Source organism: Bradyrhizobium sp. CB1717 (assembly GCF_029714325.1).
GTDB lineage: Bacteria > Pseudomonadota > Alphaproteobacteria > Rhizobiales > Xanthobacteraceae > Bradyrhizobium.
This window is the reverse complement of record NZ_CP121666.1, coordinates 4,477,280-4,490,287: the sequence shown is the minus strand read 5'-3', so window position 1 is coordinate 4,490,287 and position 13,008 is coordinate 4,477,280. Positions and strand designations below refer to the sequence as shown.

12 protein-coding genes are annotated in these 13,008 nt (G+C 65.9%); 3 read left to right on the top strand and 9 right to left on the bottom strand.

The annotated features are described in order from the left end of the window. Positions 1–10 precede the first annotated feature (10 nt). From QA649_RS21385 to dmeF, 5 genes are all read right to left on the bottom strand, one after another. Positions 11–2,074, bottom strand: a complete 2,064-nt coding sequence (locus QA649_RS21385) for a methyl-accepting chemotaxis protein (protein WP_283025888.1) — start codon at positions 2,072–2,074, stop codon at positions 11–13. A gap of 77 nt (positions 2,075–2,151) precedes the next feature. Further along, positions 2,152–2,802 carry a hypothetical protein gene (locus tag QA649_RS21380; protein ID WP_283025887.1) on the bottom strand — a complete coding sequence of 217 codons (651 nt, stop codon included), beginning with the start codon at positions 2,800–2,802 and terminating at the stop codon, positions 2,152–2,154. A gap of 344 nt (positions 2,803–3,146) precedes the next feature. Next, positions 3,147–4,025, bottom strand: a complete 879-nt coding sequence (locus QA649_RS21375) for a DMT family transporter (protein WP_283025886.1) — start codon at positions 4,023–4,025, stop codon at positions 3,147–3,149. Between the two features lie 79 nt (positions 4,026–4,104). Then, positions 4,105–4,932, bottom strand: a complete 828-nt coding sequence (locus tag QA649_RS21370) for an N-acyl homoserine lactonase family protein (RefSeq protein WP_283025885.1) — start codon at positions 4,930–4,932, stop codon at positions 4,105–4,107. 88 nt (positions 4,933–5,020) lie between these two features. Beyond that, a complete protein-coding gene (gene dmeF / locus QA649_RS21365) occupies positions 5,021–6,001 on the bottom strand; it encodes a CDF family Co(II)/Ni(II) efflux transporter DmeF (RefSeq protein ID WP_283025884.1) in 981 nt (326 codons plus the stop codon). A gap of 199 nt (positions 6,002–6,200) precedes the next feature. Between dmeF and QA649_RS21360 the strand changes: the two genes are divergently transcribed. Both QA649_RS21360 and chrA read left to right on the top strand, forming a co-directional pair. Then, positions 6,201–7,019: a chromate resistance protein ChrB domain-containing protein gene (locus QA649_RS21360; RefSeq protein WP_283025883.1), complete on the top strand. Its 819-nt coding sequence runs from the start codon at positions 6,201–6,203 to the stop codon at positions 7,017–7,019. Next, positions 7,019–8,404 (top strand): chromate efflux transporter, encoded by a 1,386-nt coding sequence (gene chrA / locus QA649_RS21355; RefSeq protein WP_283025882.1) that lies wholly within the window; start codon positions 7,019–7,021, stop codon positions 8,402–8,404. The genes QA649_RS21360 and chrA overlap by 1 nt, the downstream gene beginning before the upstream one ends. Before the next feature lie 180 nt (positions 8,405–8,584). On the opposite strand, the gene QA649_RS21350 is transcribed toward chrA, so the two are convergent. From QA649_RS21350 to QA649_RS21340, 3 genes are read right to left on the bottom strand one after another with little or no spacing between them, the layout of a single operon-like run. Beyond that, positions 8,585–9,268, bottom strand: coding sequence for an L-2-amino-thiazoline-4-carboxylic acid hydrolase (locus tag QA649_RS21350; RefSeq protein WP_283025881.1), 684 nt, complete (start codon positions 9,266–9,268; stop codon positions 8,585–8,587). Positions 9,269–9,296: 28 nt separating this feature from the next. Next, positions 9,297–9,683, bottom strand: coding sequence for a RidA family protein (locus QA649_RS21345; RefSeq protein WP_283025880.1), 387 nt, complete (start codon positions 9,681–9,683; stop codon positions 9,297–9,299). A 1-nt stretch (position 9,684) separates the two neighbouring features. After that, complete coding sequence (locus QA649_RS21340) at positions 9,685–10,671, bottom strand: VOC family protein (protein WP_283025879.1); 987 nt, start codon at positions 10,669–10,671, stop codon at positions 9,685–9,687. A gap of 11 nt (positions 10,672–10,682) precedes the next feature. Between QA649_RS21340 and QA649_RS21335 the strand changes: the two genes are divergently transcribed. Continuing rightward, positions 10,683–11,303 carry a LysR family transcriptional regulator gene (locus tag QA649_RS21335; RefSeq protein WP_283026068.1) on the top strand — a complete coding sequence of 207 codons (621 nt, stop codon included), beginning with the start codon at positions 10,683–10,685 and terminating at the stop codon, positions 11,301–11,303. Positions 11,304–11,462: 159 nt separating this feature from the next. Here the strand turns inward: QA649_RS21335 and QA649_RS21330 are convergent, their stop codons facing one another. Further along, complete coding sequence (locus QA649_RS21330; protein WP_283025878.1) at positions 11,463–13,007, bottom strand: GMC family oxidoreductase N-terminal domain-containing protein; 1,545 nt, start codon at positions 13,005–13,007, stop codon at positions 11,463–11,465. Between the last annotated feature and the right edge of the window lies 1 nt (position 13,008).

The following is a 13,008-nucleotide window of genomic DNA, read 5'->3' as shown; positions in this document are numbered from 1 at the left end:
ATATCGCGCGTCAGGCCGCCCGGACGTCCTCGACAAAGCTGCCCACTTCGCTCGTCAGCTGCTCGGCCTGTCGCGACAGGCCGTCTGCCGCGCTCAGCACCTCACTTGCCGCAACGCCCGTTTCCGTGGCCGCCTTGCTCACGCCGCTGATATTCGCCGTCACGTCCTTCACCGATTGCGACGTCTGTTGAACGTTGCGGGCGATTTCCGCCGTTGCCACGCCCTGCGCCTGGACTGCCGTCGCGATCACGCTCGAGATCGAGCTGACCTCTTCGATCGTCCCGCTGATGCCGCGGATCGCGTCGACAGCCTCCTTTGTGGCCGCCTGGATTTGCGCGATCTGCGCGCCGATCTCCGCAGTTGCCGATGCCGTCTGATTCGCCAGCATCTTCACCTCTGAGGCGACCACGGCAAAGCCTCTCCCGGCCTCCCCCGCCCGCGCCGCCTCGATCGTCGCATTCAAGGCCAACAAGTTGGTTTGAGCCGCGATGGCCTGGATCAAGGTCACGACCTCGCCGATCTTCTCGGCGCCCTCGGCCAATGTCTGCACGATCTTGTCGGTGCGCTGCGCGTCGGCCACCGCGCGCCCGGTGATCGTCGAGGATTGCGCGACCTGGCGGCTGATCTCGCCGATCGAGGCCGTCAGCTCCTCGGCTGCAGAGGCAACCGTGCTCGCGCCCACGCTCGCTTCCTCGGCTGCAGCCGCGACCGTCGTCGCCTGCCCCTTGGTCTGCGTCGCGGTCGAGGACATCGATCGCGCGGTCGTCTCGAGCTCGGTCGCCCCCGACGCCAGCAGTGCCACCATGGCCCCCGCCTTGGCCTCGAAATCGCTGACCAGGCCTTCGAGACGTGCCGCACGCTTCTCCTTGACGATCCGCTCGGCCGCCTGCTCGCCAGCCAGTCGATTGGTGGTGATCATGGCCTCCTTGAAGACCTGCACGGCGAGCGCCATGCCGCCGATCTCGTCCTTGCGGGCGGCGAACGGCACCTCGGCTTCCTCGTTGCGGGCGAGCCGGGTCATCACTTCCGACAGTTTGGAGATTGGCGTGAGCAGGTGACGCACGAGCAGGACGGACGCAGCCGCCGACAATCCCAGGACGACCAGAATGGCCGCGCCGGCGAACAGGATGCCGCCAAGCCCGTCGGCTTCGTCCCGTTCCGCCACGGCCTGCGCATCGCGCAAGGCGGCATCGCGGATTCCCAGCAGCGAGGCGTTGGCGCCCGTCGCCGACTTGCGCCATTCGTCCACCGACACCGCGTAAGGCGTGCCGTCGAACGCGGCTTTCATCAGCGCCTCGCGCAGCGGCTTGTCCGAACCGAAGTAGCGATCCCTGGCCGCACCGACGCTGGCCCGCGTGTTCTTGGGTGCTTGAACGTCGTCGCCGCGGTCGAGAATTTCAGCCCAAAGCCGCGTCATCTGGCCGATCGCGGCGTTGAGTTCGTCCCGTTCCGCCAACGTGGCCGGGCGGCCCGCCGTCACCAGCCCCGAAATCAACAGCGAGACCTGGCCGGCAGTCTGGCGGATCACCCACCCCTTCTGTGCGACGTCGAGCAGGTTTCCCGCCGTGGTGCTGAGGCGCATCGTCGCCTTGATGCCGGACTCCAGCAGCTCATTCAGGCTCGCCATGGCCTCGGCGTAGTCGCGCATGGCCTTGGCGGCGGCGCCGCCGGGACGCTCCGTCAGCGGCTTCTGCCAGTGCGATGCGGCTTCCGCGCGCGCGGCGGCGATCTTCGCCGCGGCGGCCTTGACCCGCTGCGTCAGGTCGGCATCGCCGCGGGCGAGCGTCTCCAGTTTCGCCAAGGCCTCGTCGCTGGCGCGGCGATTGTCGGCGAACTCCTTGAGCACCGCATCGTCCGCCGCGGATTTGCCGAGCAGCGCCCGATTGACGGGGCCGCGCTCGATGGTGAGGTTGCCGACTGCGTCGAAGCCGGCGGCCAGACGAGTCTCCAGGGCGTGCGCCGCGATGGCGTTCTGGTAGGCGCTCCAGCGCTCGCTCAGTTGAAGACCGGAGGTCAGAACGACGACGCCCGACATCAGCGCTGCAATGGCAATTCCCGACCGCTTGATAGACACGCCCCGCTCCTCATTCCCATTAAAGCCCCGGACGTAAAAGGCCGGCCCCCGCCAGCCTTCACGCCCCACCCGCGTCCCTACTTCAGTTCGAATTCGACGAATTCGACGGTCGAGGTCCCTGCGTTTCGCATCGTCCGGACCGGGCCCGCATTCTGCCACGCGAAGTCGCCGTATTTCAGATTGAGCTTGTGCTCCGGCTTGCCCTGCACGCCCTCGACCAGCATGCCACCCTGCACCACGATGCGCACGCCGGGCGCCGCCTGCTGCATCGCCGGCGCAACCTCGCCCGGCTTCAGGATCAACCGCCAGGCCTGGACGCGGTGGTTGTCCATCACCGAAACGTAGGGCTCGGGGCGAGGCAGCGGCGAGAAGCGGCCCGGCTGAGAGTCGAACAGCTCAAACCCCATGATCCGGAAATCGCTGGCGCCGACATTGGCAACCTGATGCACCACCGGCTGCTTCGTGTAGTTGGTGAACAGCACTTCGCCGACCTTGCGCGGCGTGATGACGGGCTTGCCGCCGAGCGGCGTCCCCTCGGCATCCGAGACCGCCATGTAGACCTGCGCAAAGTCCCTGGTGTGCCGGTGATAGGCGGCGATCTGCCCCGGCGGGATCGTGACATTCATGAACTGCAGATATTCGTTGCTGAACGTCTGATCGTGAAAGCTCGCAAACTCGATCGGAACGATCTCGGGATCGCCCGCGGCTTGCGCTTGTCTCGGCAGCACCGCAGCTCCAAGCACTGCGCAACAACCGCACAAGAACTGACGCCGTCCGATCGCATTACGCATAGCCTTGCCGTCCTGTTGAATTATGCACGCTGACATGCATATCGGCCGACTCTTTAAGGTCCGCTTAAGTGCGCGCGAGTTCGCCGCTTCGGAAAAAGCATGATCGTCTTTCCAAACGGCATACCTGCTCGATCTTCGATGACGCCTTGCCGAAACCATAGGCACGACAATGATCGCGCTCTGCATCTGCCTGCATTCGCCGGCACAACGAACGCGGTGTTTGAAGCGGATCGTTCGTGACGCTGCTGCGACATTTAAACCTTCGCACAGCGCGGAGCTGATCAACTTGTCTTCGTCTCGCTGGTCGCAATCCAGATGCCGGCGAAGACCGCAACGAGCCCGATCAAAAGGTTTGCCGTGATCGGTTCGCCGATCAGCAGCGCGGCCAGCAAGGTGGCGGCGATCGGATTGACCGTCATGGTATTCGCGACGCGGGTCGGCGTCGCCCGCGCCAGCGCCATGACCCAGAGGATGAAGGCGAGCGCGCCGCCACCGGCGCCGAGATAGACACCGGCGATCCACTGCGCCGAGGTGAAATGATCGAGCGCCGCAAAGCTGCCCTTCGCGAAGCCTGCCAGCACCAGCACCACAGCGCCCGCGCCCATGCCGACCGTGAGAAAGCCGAGCGCGCTCGAACGCTGCATCAGCGGGCGCGACAGCACGTTGTAGAACGCCATGCAGAATACGGCCGCGGTCATGATCAACTCACCCCGCCACGCGCCGGCCGGACTTTGCGCCAGGCCCGCCGCGAGCGCTGCCGTCACACCGAGCACGGCAATGCCGACGCCGGTGATCTTGCGCGCGGTCAGCCGCTCCACGCCGAGGATCGCGCCGACCACCATGGTGTGGAGCGGCAGCGTCGCCAGCGCGAGGCTGGCACGCGCGGCCGTCGTGTAGGACACCGCGATGTTGTAGAGGATGAAGAACAGGCCGAAGAAGCAGATGCCGAGCAGCGCCACCGTCGGCCAGTCGGAGCGCTGCGGCCAGCGCACACGAAGCAGCAGCGCGCATGGCAGCAGGCAGAGGAAACCGATCCCCCAGCGCAGGATCGCCAGCAGGACCGGATCGGCGCCGCCGACGAGATAGCGGGTGATCGCCGCCGCCGTGCCGCCGATGCTGCTCGACGCCAGCGCAATCGCAACCCCGAGCCACTCGCCCACGCTTCGTCTCCTGTCGCGGAGCTTTCCCGGGGCCCTAACACGCTGCTGCTGCCATCGTCATGGCAACAGCGGCGCGAGATCAGTCGTAAAACTCCGGCGCCATCTTCTGGCTGTCGCGCTGCGCCTTGTCGTGGTTGATCCAGAGCTGCGCCTTCTCCTTGGTGAGGATATCGGCGATCTTCTGCATCGAAGCCGCGCTCTGGTCCTTGTCGACGTTCATGCCGGGGACGCGGCGGTTGTCCCAATTGTCTTTGAAGTGCACGGCGTCGCCGGACAGGACCACCGCGCCGGTCTTGGGCAGCTTGACCAGCAGCGACTGGTGCCCCGGCGTGTGGCCGGGCGTCGACAGAATGGTCACGCTGCCGTCGCCGAACACATCCTTGTCGCCTGCGAGTTGCTCGACCGGATGCGAGGGCTTGAAGCGCGGCTCGTTGTTGGCGCCGGGCCAGTCATATTCGGCCTTCTGCACATAGAGCGTAGCCTGCGGGAACAGCTCGACATTGCCGGTGTGATCCGGGTGCGTATGCGAGACCGCCATCGCCTTGACGTCATCGGGCTTGAGGCCGAGTTGTTCGAGCTGGGCGGCGAGCGTCTTCGGCCGGCGCCATGTCACGGCCTTGGGATCGGCGGGCACCAGGCCGTTCGGCATGGCCGCAACGGCATCGGCGATGCCGGTGTCCCACAGGAACCAGCCCTTGGCGTGCTTGATGAGATAGCAGCTGTCGACGAAGTCCATCGTCTTGCCCTCGTTCAGGCCGGGCGTCCAGCGCGAGATGTCGCCGGCGGTACCCTCGCCGCAATTGAGGACATAGAGCCTTTCGACGCCGGTCTTCTCCGACTGCGCCATCGCTGCGTGACTGAACAATGCGAGAGCGGCGGCGAAAGCAAGCTTGATCCTGGAAGTCATCCCTGGTCCCTCCTTGGCAATCGGTTGGGAAGCTGCGACCGAGGATCAACCCCGGCCGCGCTGCAGAATTCCGCTGCCGCCGATCACGTCAATGCGGGCAGGTCTCGACCTCGACCGTGACGTGGCTGAGGCCCTTCAGCCCGGCGAGCCGCTTCTTGTAGACGGCCGGCTGCTTCGGCTTGTCCGAGACCACCGAGACCAGCACGGCGCAATGGCCGGGGCCGACCTGCCACAGATGCAGATCGGTGACGCGGTCCTCGCCGACCTCCATACGCGCCAGGATTACCCGCTCCAGCTTCTCGTCGGCGCGCACGTCGAGCAGCACCGCGCCTGACGACTTGATCAGGCCGAACGCCCAGCTCGCGATCACGACGCTGCCGATCAGGCCCACGGCCGGGTCAGCCCAGACCCAGCCCGAATTCATCGCGACCACGAGGGCGCCGATCGCCAGCACCGAGGTCGCCGCGTCCGCCATGACGTGAACGTAAGCCGCACGGAGATTGTTGTCGTGATGATGGTGGTGGTGGTGGTGATCGTGGTCGTGGTCATGCTCATCGTGGTCATGATGCGCATGGCTGTGGCCATGATCATAACCGTGATGGTGATGGTCATGGCTGTCGCGCAGCAGCCACGCGCTGGCGAGATTGACGCACAGCCCCAGCGCAGCGACCGCGATCGCCTCGCCATAGACAATCGGCACCGGCGTGATCAGCCGCAGCACGCTCTCATAGGCGATCTCGACCGAAATCAGTCCGAGGATGATGGCACTGGAGAAGGCGGCGAGATCGCCGAACTTGCCGGTGCCGAAGGTGAAATGCGCGTTCCCCAGGTGCCGGCGCGCGAAGCGGTAGGCGAAGGCAGCGATGCCGAGCGCGGCCGCATGCGTGCCCATGTGCCAGCCATCGGCCAGCAGCGCCATCGAGCCGAACAGCGAGCCGGCGACGATCTCGCCGACCATCATGACCAGCGTCAGCACGACCACGAGCCAGGTGCGCCGCTCGTTCTCGTCATGCTTCTCGCCCAGGAAGGCGTGGTCATGCGTCCACTGTTCAATGGAGTGGGAATGCATCGAATTCTCCAGAAGATTCAGGTCTGTTGGCGCGTACTATAGACCGGCGAAGCCCAATTTTCTAAGGCCCAATCGTCCTGCAGATTGACAGTTCCGTTTAGTTTCGCTGTAATCAGCCCATGGGGATTTGAGCGATCTCCCCACGAGGCGACATGCCCAAGTATCGCGTCCCGTTCAGTTTTTGCGAGGACGCATCAACATGTCTACTTTCACGACCATATCATCCGATAAATTGGCGCGCCTGATCGGCACGGCCAATGCCCCTGTCCTGATCGACGTCCGCACCGAGGAGGATTTTGCCGCCGACCGGCGGCTGATTCCCGGCTCCATCAGACGCAGCCACGAGACCGTTGCGGAATGGGGCGACGAATTTGCCGGCCGCCGGGCCGTCGTCTCGTGCTTCCGCGGCGAGAAGCTCGCGCAGGGCACGGCGGCCTGGCTCCGCCAGCTCGGCGTGGAGGCCGAGACGCTGGAGGGCGGCTTCGAGGGCTGGAAGACGGCCAAGCTGCCGCTGCTCGATACCCGCAAGCTGCCGCCGCGCGATGCGAAGGGGCGCACCGTCTGGGTCACGCGGGCGCGGCCGAAGGTCGATCGCATCGCCTGCCCCTGGCTGATCCGCCGCTTCGTCGATCCCAACGCGGTGTTCCTGTATGTGGCGCCGTCCGAGGTCGTCGCGGTCGGCGAGCGCTTTGGCGCAGCCCCCTTCGATATCGAGAACGTGTTCTGGAGCCACCGCGGCGAGCTCTGCACCTTCGACGTCATGGTCGAGGAGTTCGGCATTGCGACCCCGGCCCTGCTCCACCTCGCGACGCTGGTGCGCGGCGCCGACACCGCGCGGCCAGACCTGGCGCCGGAGGCGCCCGGCCTGCTCGCGGCCTCGCTCGGCCTGTCGCGCATGTACGATGACGATCTCGAGCAGCTCGAGGCCGGCATAACGCTCTACGACGCGTTCTACCGCTGGTGCCGCGACGCCACGGCCGAGACCCACAACTGGCCGACCAACAAGGTGAAGGCGTAATGGATACCCGCGCCAATCAAACGGGAGCTGATGCCGGTCACGGCATCAGCTTCAACGAGGCTTTCCGTGTCTGGCTGCGGGTCGCCTGCCTGAGCTTTGGCGGGCCCGCGGGCCAGATCGCGGTGATGCACCGCATCCTCGTCGAGGAGAAGAAGTGGATCTCCGAAGGCCGTTTCCTGCATGCGCTGAACTATTGCATGCTGCTGCCGGGACCGGAGGCGCAGCAGCTTGCGACCTATGTCGGCTGGCTGATGCACCGCACCGCCGGCGGGCTGATGGCGGGCGGGTTGTTCATCCTGCCCGGCATCATCGCCATCATGGCCTTGAGCTACATCTACGCCGCCTATGGCAATGTCAGCTTCGTCGAGGCGCTGTTCTTCGGCCTGAAGGCCGCCGTGCTCGCGATCGTGGTCGAAGCCGTGGTGCGCGTCGGCAAGCGCGCGCTGAAGAACCGGATCATGATCGCGCTCGCTGCGATCGCCTTCGTCGCGATCTTCTTCTTCGCCGTCCCCTTCCCGATCATCATCATCGCCGCCGGCGTGATCGGCTATATCGGCGCGAGGCAAGGCCGTCCGGAATTTGCCCCGGCCGCTCACGGCCATGGTGACAGCAGCGCCGTGATCGACAGCATGCTCGGCGACGCCGTGCCCGATCACGTCAAACCCGACACCGGGCGCGCGATCCGCGTGGGCGCGCTGTGGCTCGCACTCTGGCTGGTGCCGGTGATTGCCCTGCTCGCCGCGTTCGGCCAGGCCAACGTGTTCAGCCAAATCGCGCTGTTCTTCTCGAAGATGGCACTCGTCACCTTCGGCGGCGCCTATGCGGTGCTGGCCTATGTCGCCCAGCAGGCGGTCGAGCATTATCACTGGCTGAAGCCGCACGAGATGCTCGACGGCCTCGGCATGGCCGAGACCACGCCGGGCCCGCTGATCATGGTGCTGCAGTTCGTGGGCTTCATGGCGGCCTATCGCGACCCAAGCGGCCTGTCGCCGATGGTCGCGGCGACCTTCGGCGGCCTGCTCGCAACCTGGGTCACCTTCACGCCCTGCTTCCTCTGGATCTTCGTCGGCGCCCCCTACATCGAGCGCCTGCGCGGCAACACGGGCCTCGCCGGCGCGCTCAGTGCGATCACCGCCGCGGTCGTCGGCGTGATCCTCAACCTCTCGATCTGGTTCGCCCTGCACACGCTGTTCCGCGAAACCGCGCCGGTGCACGCCTTCCCCTTCGCCTTCGACCGGCCGGTCTTGACCAGCGTCGACATCCCCGCGCTGCTGCTGGCGATCGCGGCCGCGACCGCGATCTTCCGCTTCAAGCTGGGGATGCTCACGGTGCTGGCGGGCAGTTGCGCGGCGGGCGTGGTGCTGCGGGTGGCTGGGGTGATCTGAGGCGCTGCTAGCCCCACCCTCACTGTCGTCGCCCGGCTTGACCCGGCGACCCAGTAACCCGCAGCAGTTGTAGTTGAATCGAGAGGTCGCGGCGGACTGGATGCCCCGCCCCGTGCGCAATTGCGCACTAGGCGGGGCATGACACCGGTGTTGGACGGGCAGACCGCCGCCCCAACTCACCTAACCCATCCGCGAGAACCGGAAATTACAATGGCTCGCGCCGCCAGCGAGCGTTTGTGTCCGCTCCAGACGAATGCCCCGCGTTGCATAGGCGTCGAAATCAAGCCCGCAAATGTTCGGCAGGATCTCCTTGTCGCCATGGCGCGCCGCGAATTTGCAGAAGCCGCAAGCCCTGTAGTCGATACCGAATTCAAAATCGTCCCCCGGCCCCGGCTCGACGAAATCGTAGACGAAGTCCTCCGGAAACGCGTCCTGATGGGCGCCTGTCACGCTTTGCGCGGCCTGCTCGCGCAACAGGGCCTGGTTCTCAGGCGACATGAACTGACGCCCCGCGGCGAGACGTTCTTCTTCCGATACGGTGAGCAATTGCGCCTTGTAGGTTTCCCGCTCGATCTCGCCGATCACCGGCACCGGCACGGCATGTCGTTGGAGCACCCGGCTGATCGCCATGAAACCGATCAGGCGCATGAAGAAGTCGCTCATGCGGCTCGCTGCCCCGCCGACGTAAGGCATCTGGGTGAGCACGATCTCGAACTCGCCCATCACCTCATGCCTGATGCCTTCGATATCGGCGCGGTGCGCGCGCTCCCGCAGCATCGCCTCGGCAAGATCGAGGCGATGGCGCATGGCGGCCTCCAGGGCACCGCGATGCGCCTCGTAGAACGGATGTATGGTCTCAGCCATTGCGACACCTGACAGGATCGGCTTGGGTTCATTCCGCGGCAATCGCCTCGATCTCCAGCAGCCATTTGCTGTCGACGGTCTCGACGACCACGACCGTCAATGCCGGCTGGTGCTCGCTGAGCACCTTGCACCGAATGATGCGGTTGGGCACGAGTTGACTTCGGTCGGTCAGGAACGTCGTGACCTTGACCAGGTGCTCGACGCCGAGACCGGCAGCGGCAAGCACCTCCACGACGTTGCGCCAGACTTGCTCGCATTGCGCCTCGAACCCTCCAGGCACGGCACCGTCGGATGCCTCGGGCACCTGACCGCTGATGAACAGCAGGCGGCGATGCTGACTGAGCTCAACGCCCATGCTGTAGCCGCCGGCGGGTGGATGGACCGCTGCGGGATTGTGGTTGAGGATGTGCGCCATGTCAGCTTGCCTCCTGCTCGACGAGTTCCAGCGCCAGACCATGGGTGGCGACGGGTGGGATTAGCAGCACGCCGCCAGTCGTCGCGAAGCCGACGCCATTGCTCTCCAATGCCCGCCGCGTCGCATCGAGATCGGCGACCGCGAGGCGCGCAGCGCAAAAGCGCGGCGACGGGCTGCTTGCGAGCCCCGGCAACCGGCGCGCCAGCTCGGACGGGCCAAGGAGCGTGACCCGGTTATCGCTGTCGCCGACCGTCAGGCCGCCAGGCGCAAGCTCGGCTGGACCTTCCATGAGGCGTTCGAGAAAATCGCGATGCGCCGCCGGCTCCTCGGCCGACATCACGATCTCGATCACACGTGCGGCGCCGTTGGCGTGCCGCTGATACTCCGGCTTCCAAAACAGTTCCGGCGGGTGACGCTGCTGGCAGGTGAAGAACGCGATTCCGGGCATGGCGGGATCGGTGGCGAAGGCCAGGGAAAACGCAACGCGTGCCGTGCCTCCATCAGGCAGCACCGCATCGCGGCCAAAATCGAACGGCGCGTAGGCACCGATCCCATTGGCCCTGAAGCGGGCCGCATCGGCATGAGCGTCGGTGCTGTGCAGGACCAGCATCGACATGCCTTCGGCCTCCTTCAGAAAATCCCGGTTGTGGGCCGCGAAACTGAAATGGCCCGGTGTTGCTGCGGGCACCGCCGCCTCGTCAGTGACGGCCAGCAGCTCCACGAAATTGTCGGCGAACTGCGCAAGGCGATTGCTGGTTCCAAACGGATGCATGCCGGTCGGCGTGAGGCTGAAGCCCAGCCTCCGCCAATCCAGCGCAGCCCGTTCGAGATCGTGAACGCAAACGACAAAATGATCCAGTCGGCGGGGCATGGGGGGTCTCCGGATTGCGCGCCGACCGTATCCGGCGACATCGCCGCGGCGCAAAGCATTATTCCTGCCGTTCAGCGCAAGAAAATCTATTGCAAGGCCGCAGGCGATCGGTGTCAAACTCGCTCGCGATGACCTACGCCCTTCCACCACTCAACGCGCTCCGCGCTTTCGAGGCCGCCGCGCGGCATCTCAGCTTCAAGCTCGCCGCGCATGAGCTGCACGTGACGGCTGCCGCCGTCGGGCAGCAGGTGAAGGCGCGCCTCGGCGTGCCGCTGTTCGAGCGGCTGCACAAGCAGCTGATCCTGACCGCGGCCGGTCAGGCCTATCTGCCCGGGGTCTCCGAAGGCTTTCGCCAAATTGCGGATGCGACTGCGCGATTGAAACCGTCGGGTGCGGTGCTGCTCCAGCTGGGCGTCCATGGTAGCTTCGACCTGCGTCGCCTAGCATTGGCCGAGTTTCGTAGCGCGCACGCGGACATCGGTTTGAGGGTGCTGCAGCCCGCCGGCCTGCACGAACTGGTCGAAGGCAAGGCCGATCTGCTGATCGCTCGCGGGCTTGGTCACCATCCCGGCTATCGCTGCGACAGGATCAATGAGGGATCCGGTCTGGGCGATTGGCTGATTGCGCCCGAAGGCACCGCGGATTGCCCCGAGATCGTCAGCTTCCGCGAATGGCTGCGCGCCTTCTCGGCCGAGACCTCGCGCGCAAGCCGCAGCCGCCCTCGCCTGGTCGGCACCGTCGGAAGTTGAGAGCGATCGCCTCACTGCTTGCTCCGTCATTGCGAGCGCAGCGAAGCAATCCAGACCGTCCCCGCGGAAAGATTCTGGATTGCTTCGCTCCGCTCGCAATGACGCGGAGGCAGCCGCGCTCCTCAGGATGAGGCGAAGAGCGGGTTCGCGCAGCAGAAACTACCGCATCATCATCCGCGCGATCGCCTCGCCGATCACTACCGTGGTGAAATGGGTGTTGGCGCGGCAATCGGACGGCATGATCGAGGCGTCGGCGACGCGCAGGCCGCTGATCCCTTTCACCGTGCCATCGGGATTGACCACGCCATCGGCATCATTGACGCCGCTCATGCGACAGCTGCCGGCGGCGTGCTGGATATCGCCGGTCTCGCGCCGCAGCAGCGCATCGAGCTCGTGATTGGGCAGGCTGGCTGCCTGCGGCAGCGTCAAGTCGGTGTCGGTCAGCCTGATCCAGTCGGCGATGCCTGATAGCGCCGGCTGCGAGGTGATCACGGCAAGGCGCTTCACCGCATCCATCATCCGCAGCATGTCGCGGGGATCGGCCAGCATGTTCTCCTCGACGACCGGATCGATCGCAGGATCGGTCGAGGCCAGCTTGAGCGTACCGCGCGAATAGGCGTTGAACAGCCCGGCGCCGATCGCGCCCGGCATGCCGATGCCGCGATGGTTGAACGCGATCAGGATCATGTCGCGCTTGCCGCCATTGGCGAGGCTAGAAGAATAGGTCACGCAACAATTGGTATGGCGGGTATCTGGATCGGTCGGCCGCAGGTCCTCGCGGAGCTGGATCGTGGCGCGAAACAGCGGATGGTCGAAGAAGTGCTTTCCGACCGGCAGGTCGCGCTCGACCGCGATCCCCATCGCCCTCAGCTCGTCGGCCGGGCCGATGCCCGAGCGCAGCAGGATCGCCGGACTGTGGATGGCGCCGGCACAGAGCACGATCTGGCGCGCGCTGATCTCGTGAGTGCCCTGCCCCTCGAAATGGACGCGGAGGCCGGTCGCCCTTCCGTCACTGATCAGCACGCGATCGACCAGCGCATGCCCGCGGATCTCCAGATTGGCCCGGCCGCGCGCGGGCTCCAGGTAGCCCTCGTTGGTGGTGATGCGGCGCAAGTTGCGGCTGTTGATGGGATAGCAGGCAACGCCCTCGCCATCGGGGCCGTTGAGGTCGGCGCACCAGGGGTAGCCGCTGGCCAGCGCCGCGTCGCGCAAGCCGCGATCGATCGGGCCCCACTCTTCGGGCGGCGCACGGTAGACCGGCAGCGGTCCGCCGCGGCCGTGACCTGCGGTGTCGCCGAACTCCAGATCGTCCTCGATCACGGAGAACAGCGGCATCACCTCTTTGGCCGACCAGCCGGTGCAGCCATTGGCCGCCCATTCGTCGAACGCATCGGCGACACCACGGATGGCGATCTGACCATTCATCATCGATGAGCCGCCGAGCCCCTTGCCGCGCCAGTAGAAGCGCGGCTCCTGCCCCGCCACACGGCGCGTCAGCAGATCAGGCCACTGCCATTTCTCCTGATACTCGCGCTTGTGGATGATCGGAATCGGATTGGGCGTCCTCACTTCCCACGGCGCCTCATCAGCGCGCCAGTCGAGACCGGCCTCTAACAGCAGCACGCGGCGTGCGGGATCTTCGGAGAGCCTTGCGGCCACAGCGGCGCCGGCGGAACCGCCGCCGACAACAATGACATCGTACATC

Bases quoted from the DNA above. Each gene is read 5' to 3' on its own strand.
- QA649_RS21345 (WP_283025880.1), bottom strand. From the start codon at position 9,683: ATGGCGCACATCCTCAACCACAATCCCGCAGCGGTCCATCCACCCGCC.
- dmeF (WP_283025884.1), bottom strand. From the start codon at position 6,001: ATGCATTCCCACTCCATTGAACAGTGGACGCATGACCACGCCTTCCTG.
- QA649_RS21370 (WP_283025885.1), bottom strand. From the start codon at position 4,932: ATGACTTCCAGGATCAAGCTTGCTTTCGCCGCCGCTCTCGCATTGTTC.
- chrA (WP_283025882.1), top strand. From the start codon at position 7,019: ATGGATACCCGCGCCAATCAAACGGGAGCTGATGCCGGTCACGGCATC.
- QA649_RS21330 (WP_283025878.1), bottom strand. From the start codon at position 13,007: ATGTACGATGTCATTGTTGTCGGCGGCGGTTCCGCCGGCGCCGCTGTG.
- QA649_RS21360 (WP_283025883.1), top strand. From the start codon at position 6,201: ATGTCTACTTTCACGACCATATCATCCGATAAATTGGCGCGCCTGATC.
- QA649_RS21350 (WP_283025881.1), bottom strand. From the start codon at position 9,268: ATGGCTGAGACCATACATCCGTTCTACGAGGCGCATCGCGGTGCCCTG.
- QA649_RS21335 (WP_283026068.1), top strand. From the start codon at position 10,683: ATGACCTACGCCCTTCCACCACTCAACGCGCTCCGCGCTTTCGAGGCC.